This is a genomic window from Caldisericum sp., assembly GCA_022759145.1.
In the GTDB taxonomy this organism is placed as follows: Bacteria; Caldisericota; Caldisericia; order Caldisericales; family Caldisericaceae; genus Caldisericum.
In genome coordinates this window covers 1-6,058 of record JAEMPV010000109.1, presented here as the reverse complement: position 1 = coordinate 6,058, position 6,058 = coordinate 1, and the positions used below count along the sequence as shown (strand labels likewise).

General features: G+C 33.2%; 4 protein-coding genes. All 4 read left to right on the top strand.

All coding sequences use genetic code 11. The features are described from left to right. Positions 1 to 903: 903 nt before the first annotated feature. Positions 904 to 1,092 (top strand): helix-turn-helix domain-containing protein, encoded by a 189-nt coding sequence (locus JHC30_06515; protein MCI4463802.1) that lies wholly within the window; start codon positions 904 to 906, stop codon positions 1,090 to 1,092. Positions 1,093 to 1,196: 104 nt separating this feature from the next. Beyond that, on the top strand, positions 1,197 to 1,574 hold the full coding sequence (locus tag JHC30_06510) for a hypothetical protein (protein MCI4463801.1): 378 nt from the start codon (positions 1,197 to 1,199) through the stop codon (positions 1,572 to 1,574). Positions 1,575 to 2,026: 452 nt separating this feature from the next. Further along, positions 2,027 to 2,989, top strand: a complete 963-nt coding sequence (locus tag JHC30_06505) for a bifunctional DNA primase/polymerase (protein MCI4463800.1) — start codon at positions 2,027 to 2,029, stop codon at positions 2,987 to 2,989. Positions 2,990 to 3,751: 762 nt separating this feature from the next. Next, positions 3,752 to 5,563, top strand: coding sequence for a DUF4209 domain-containing protein (locus tag JHC30_06500; protein MCI4463799.1), 1,812 nt, complete (start codon positions 3,752 to 3,754; stop codon positions 5,561 to 5,563). Positions 5,564 to 6,058: the final 495 nt, after the last annotated feature.

Sequence of the window (6,058 nt, the reverse complement as noted above, 5' to 3'; positions counted from 1 at the left end):
AATCACTGATTAAGACTCAATTTCTACAGATTATAGTTGGCAAAGTTGAGTTTAAAAATTAGTAGTAGCAAAACGAAGGTTTCCAAAAATTAAATCATAACATTTATGCGGAATGGGTCCAAGGTCAACTGACAAACCCAGAAAAAAGTACTTTGTACATCCTTAAGACCTTATGTCATCTCAAAAGCATTTCAATGCAATACATTTCAAAGAGTTTTAAAATCTGTATTAACATTGAGTATCTAGAAATGCATTCAGGAGTACAAGAGAAACATACCATCTAAAATGCACAAAAACCCCTTAAATTTGAGCAAAAGTGCCCTTCAAATACTTTTATACCTTTTTGAAGATAATACCCTAATTTTTTGCATTTAAATGCACGATTTTGAGAAAAGTTAGAAAATATAATAGCTTCGACGTATCAACCATAGAGACTCTACAGAAAAAATATAGCACAAGGCCATTTTTCCTTATTACTGAAAATGGGATTTACTTCATTTTTTGATAAACTAAACAACGCTTTCTTCGATTTGAAAGCAAATTATGTCCATTATGTTGCAATGTTTGGAAATCGATTTTACTGACAACTGGAATGGCCATGGACACATTTTTCCCGTAACAGTCTTTCCTTACACGGTTTATTGAGAAAACTAATTCCGCATTAAGAAACAAATCAAAAAGCGAAGAAACTGATTAAACTTCAATGAGAATATTCACATTATCTCTATACCTTTTTGGAAATGGCATCTTTTTTAAGTTTCTAACATTAATAAGAAACACTAAAAATATCAATCAAGTAGCATTATTACTATTCTATTTCTGTTGTTAATACAGAATTCAATAAAAAAATATAAAGCTCTTGACAACAATATAAAGTGTGTTATCATGTATATGGGGCTTGGTATGAAAGATGAAGAAAAAATGAAAACGGTTAAAGAATTTGCAGAGCAGTTTAAGGTGAATAAGAATACCGTTTATAGCTGGATTTGGCAAGGAAAAATAAAGGCAATAAAGATTGGCAGAGCAATACGAATACCAGAAAGCGAATTTGAGGCAAGAGTTGTAAAGCCTAAGAAAAGAAAAAGGGCATAAAAGAAAGTAGAAATAAAAATAAATAAAAGAAGGAGGTGCAGATGCCTCCTATTTTTATTTTGATAAAGACTTTAAAAAGAATTGATAGAAAGGGGTGATAAATAGTGGAAAGCGAGGAAGAAGAGAAAGAGGAGAAAAAGATGGTGATCAACTCGAAAGGTATGGAAGAAATTACGAATGCAATCCGTTATTTAGAGGTTGTTGTAGAGATTACAGAAAAGTATCTCGAGCAATTTAATTGGGAAAATATGAAAAAGATTGTCGATGGAATTAAAAACCTTGAGGATGCAAAAGTAAACATGCAAATGAATTGGAATACAGAAGAGATTGCTGACCTTATGAGATTATTGTTAGAGACAAAACGGTCGATAGAGGCAATACGAGAAATACAAAAGAAACTTGTGACTGGATACTACGAGGCTGTTGGAACGCTGGATGCAGAAAATAAGTACAAAAACATTTGGAATGAGAAGGTTGTGTAGTAAAGACAAACAAATTAAAAGTGCTTTGGGGGTGAGAAAAATGAAAGAAGAAATTAATGAATGTAATATTAGAAAAGCAAAAGAAAAAAGAAGAATCATTTTTGAAAGAAGGCCCAGAATCTATGGCAACATCTAATACATAATGTCCAAACTGGGAAAGGAGATAAAGAAAATGGACGATGAAAACAAGGTAAACAAATTGAAAAACAAACGAAAGGAGGCGAAAATAGAGAGGTAATAAAAAATGGCTTTGCAATATGTTGTTTTGGGAGAGCGCATATTGCAAAGCCAACCTCACTCTTTTTATGCGAGGAAATTATACCACAAAATCGAGCAAGTTCAAAGCATTAGAACAAATTGCGGAATTATTTGAAAGTTCTACAATCTACATTGAACCCACTAACGAGCGAACTAAACTTATAGCAGAGTACGTACAAAGGGGTCTTTCAATCATGCCTCTTAATAATGAGAAGAAACCTTTAATTAATTGGAAGCATTACCAGACTAGACAGCCTAAACCTAAAAAAATCTTAAAGTGGCTTCTTGATTTTCCAAACTTCAATGTAGGAATTATAACAGGCTTTGGAGGGTTCTACTCATTAGATTTTGATAGCCTTGAGGCCTTTAAGAATTTCCCCGACGAGTATAAAAATACTGCACTAACACAAACAAGTAGAGGTGTGCATTTAAACTTTTATTCTGAAAAGAAGTATGCAGGCAAGATACTGAAAATTAACGGTTTTGAAGTTGAATTTAAAGGGCTGGGACAATATGTCGTGGAACCACCTGCAATTATAGACGGCTTTGAATACAAAATTATAAATCCTCTATCACAGATAAAAACTTTACCCTCATTTGTAACAGACTTATTAGAAAAAGAGGAAGAAAAAGAAAAAAAGAAAACATCAACAAATGAAGCACAAGCACAAATAAATTGGGAATACAAGGGAACTCAGGCTTGTATAAGACAAATATTAGACAGAGAACTTGTTGTCGGTGAAAGGGATGAAAGTTTGTTTATCCTATACAATCTATTGATTAAAAGCAATGATAAAAAATATGCGCAATATCTTGTAAGAAAAAAGAATGATCTCCTAAAGCAACCTTTACCAGAAAAGGAGATACTTAATATTTTTGATGAAAAACTATATACTTTTATGGGATGTGATTTTGTAAAACGTAATTTACCTTGGATAAAGTGTGAAGGTTGTAGATGGCAGAGAGAGGCAATAGAGAGCGTGGACTTTTATAAAGTGTTATTTAGCAAAAAGTTAAAAGAAAGAGATAAGCAAGTTTATTACAAACTTGTAATTGAAAAGGCGGACAACAAAGAGGCAATAGCAAGAGAATTAGGAGTAGGGAGAAGGGAAATTTACCGAAGCATTGAGAGATTGAAAAAGGAAGGCTTCTTATAAAGAATGTCACGCTCAAAAAACAAGATAAAATAAGGGGGGAAGGGGAATTTTTGGAGAACAATGTCACAGTAAAAGGAGAAAAGAACCCTGATAATCACTAAGTTCTCCCTAACTACAGGAAGAGCATATATAAAAAAAGAGATGACTAGAGTACAAAGTACTGTAGATCAGAGTATAGAAGAGGTACTAGGGAAATACATCATAACGTACTAGATCATGTTACAGTAGATGTAGTAGAAGATCATGATAGAGCAGGAAAGAAGAAGCGGTAATACGTATAGTAGCTCACAAAGTATGAGTAGCTTAATAGAGATATAGGGCACGTTAAGTATAGAAAGTAGGACAATGTACCAATGAGTTTGTAGAAAATAGATAGAAGTAATAGTTCAATGTAATCGAGAGTAATGAATAACAAGATTGAGTATACATGCTTTTATTTTGCATAAAAATATTTCGTATTTCCACAAAAAACACCACTCTAATAGAGTTTTTTCAAAAGATGCTCTGCTTTGATACCCAAAAATGAAAAATCTTCAGAACAAATGCATAAAAAGGCCTCTATGAAGTAACTTTGAAGTCGCCTGGCGAATTCTTTGGAAAACGGGTGTTACACTCAGTTTTTTTCTTAAAACAAAATAATTTCACCTTGCAGACTACATCCAAAGGTTCCAAGATACTCAAATCTAAAATACATATAAAACATGCAATTCTTTAAAAAGTACTAAAATTTTTTAAAGTGATAAAAATTTGGAAGGTAAGAATGTGGAAGAAAATGAGAATATTGAAAAAATAAAAGAGTTTCTGAAAAGTCTCGAATCTTTTACAGAAAATGTTAACGAACTAGAAATCTCAGAGAAACTAGAGAAATTTGCAAAACAAGAATATGGAGAAAAGTGGAGAGAAAGCGCTCCTGAAATTCTTCGAGCAGAAATAATGGCCTTTGAATTCATAGAAAACTACCAGAACTCAAAAACAGAATGGGGAACATACTATGGACCCATTATGACTTTTGAGGATCAAAAAGGGGGCCATAATGAGATTCCAAGTATACGGGATATTATACCTTCAATGATCGATTATTGGGAGGAAAGAGCAGTCGAATCGAAAAATCCGCTCTTGAAGGTGCGCTATGCTGATTTAGTTTGGGATTTCTCAGAAAAAGTAAAAGGAGTTAAACCAAATTATAAAGTAGCCGTTATAGTAATTGAAAATAGTATTGAAATAGCTAATAAAGATTTACACAAATATCAAATAAGCATAATTGCCAAACTAAAACGAGCTCTATCTCTTGCCTTGTCCCTTAACAGCGAAGAACTTATTTCAAAAGTAAAAGATGCCATGATTGCTTACGAGAAGAAAGTTGCAGAGGACGACAAACCTGAACTTTGGGGATTTTCCTTTGATTCACTTTTAAAGAATAAAAACGTTAGGTTAACTCCAGATGAGAAAGACAAGATCATAAAGAAGTTAGAAGGAAGGTTAGAGAGATTGTTAAAATCTCCAGAACATAATTTTTGGGCAGCAGAGAGCGCAGTTATTCGACTCGCAGATTATTACAACACAGTTAATAGGAAGGAGGATTTAAGAAGAGTTCTTCTTACTTATGGCGAAATAGTAGAAGCAGCAGTGTCAACTCAACCTTCAGCTCAAGTAGCAATTATCTGGTTAGAAAACTTGTACCACACTTATACTCAATATGGCTTGAAAGACAAAGCAGATAAAGTTTCTATTGAAATTAGGAAGTTAGGTAATAAAGCTACTTCAGAGTTAAAAACAGTAGAAATCTCAGTAACTATTCCTACTGAAGAAGTAAAAAAATTTATCAATGCTTTAATTGATGGAGACCTTAACACAGCTTTAAAAAGAATTGCTGTTCACTATATACCAAAGAAAGGAGAAGTTATAAAACAACTTAATGACGTTTATAAAGAATCGCCAATTCAAATCCTTTTTACCAGAAAAATACAAGATAGTTCAGGAAGGATAATTGCAAGTGTTAGTCCTTTACAAGAAGATCTGGACAGTCATATTGTTTTACAGATTGCTCAAAATATGTCTTACTCTTCTCCGTTTTTGCGAGATACTATAAAAGCTTTGATTTGTAAATTCGACTTAGAAGCAGAAACTATCGTGAACTATTTGTACGAATCACCAATTTTTGAAGAAAATAGAAAAGATTTGATTAAAAAGGGTATTGAAGAGTACCTAAATGGAAACTACATAGTTGCATTGCACATATTAATTCCACAAATAGAAGCGGCGATTAGAAACCTTGAGGAGAAAACAGGAGGGTCTATTTTTAAGCAATCAAGGTACGGAGGGTTCAACTACAAGACTCTTGAGGAGATGTTATGGGATGATAACATAAGAAATGTTTTTGGAATACTTGGAGAAGACGTTACTCTTTACTTCAGAACGCTTTTCTCAGATGCAAGAGGATGGAATCTTAGAAATAATATATGTCATGGTATAAGCACCCCTGAAACATTGAACGCCGCAGCTGCTGATAGAGTATTTCATTCGTTATTGTGTCTCTCTCTTATAAGAGAAATCAGCGAAGATAATGGACAGTGAGGAATTGGCAGAATCAAAAGAGTTACTTAGTACATTATTAACAGAAACTAAAAAGAAATAGTCAAACGAGCAATTAAAAAGGCCACTGGAATTATAATATCGGATTTCGTTTTGAGTTGTATGCTTTTATGGGGGTAGTATAGATGGATACTGTATGCTGTTTGATCAATACTTAATACTTTCTAAAAAAATTGGCAGAGATCTTTTCTATCTACCTCAATATAAAACGGAGCAATAAAGAAGGAACTATTTTCTTGCAAGATACACAGCTTAAGAGTCAGGTTTATATTTTAGAAAAGGCGCCAAATATATGCTTCAAAGAGTAAGCATTTGGTTGAATTATACTTCTCTGCCCATTTGCTGTTTAAATTTGGGTGTGCTATAGCAACGGACACCGTGTCCGTTATCAGGGTAGCTTTTCCAGTAATTCTTCTACTAAGTGCTTTAGAATATGGAGTTTATCCTTTATTTCCTCTTTTTCACCACTATCTGCAT

Excerpts from the sequence above, each read along its gene's own strand:
- JHC30_06505 (MCI4463800.1), top strand. The coding sequence starts at position 2,027 with ATGCCTCTTAATAATGAGAAGAAACCTTTAATTAATTGGAAGCATTAC.
- JHC30_06515 (MCI4463802.1), top strand. The coding sequence starts at position 904 with ATGAAAGATGAAGAAAAAATGAAAACGGTTAAAGAATTTGCAGAGCAG.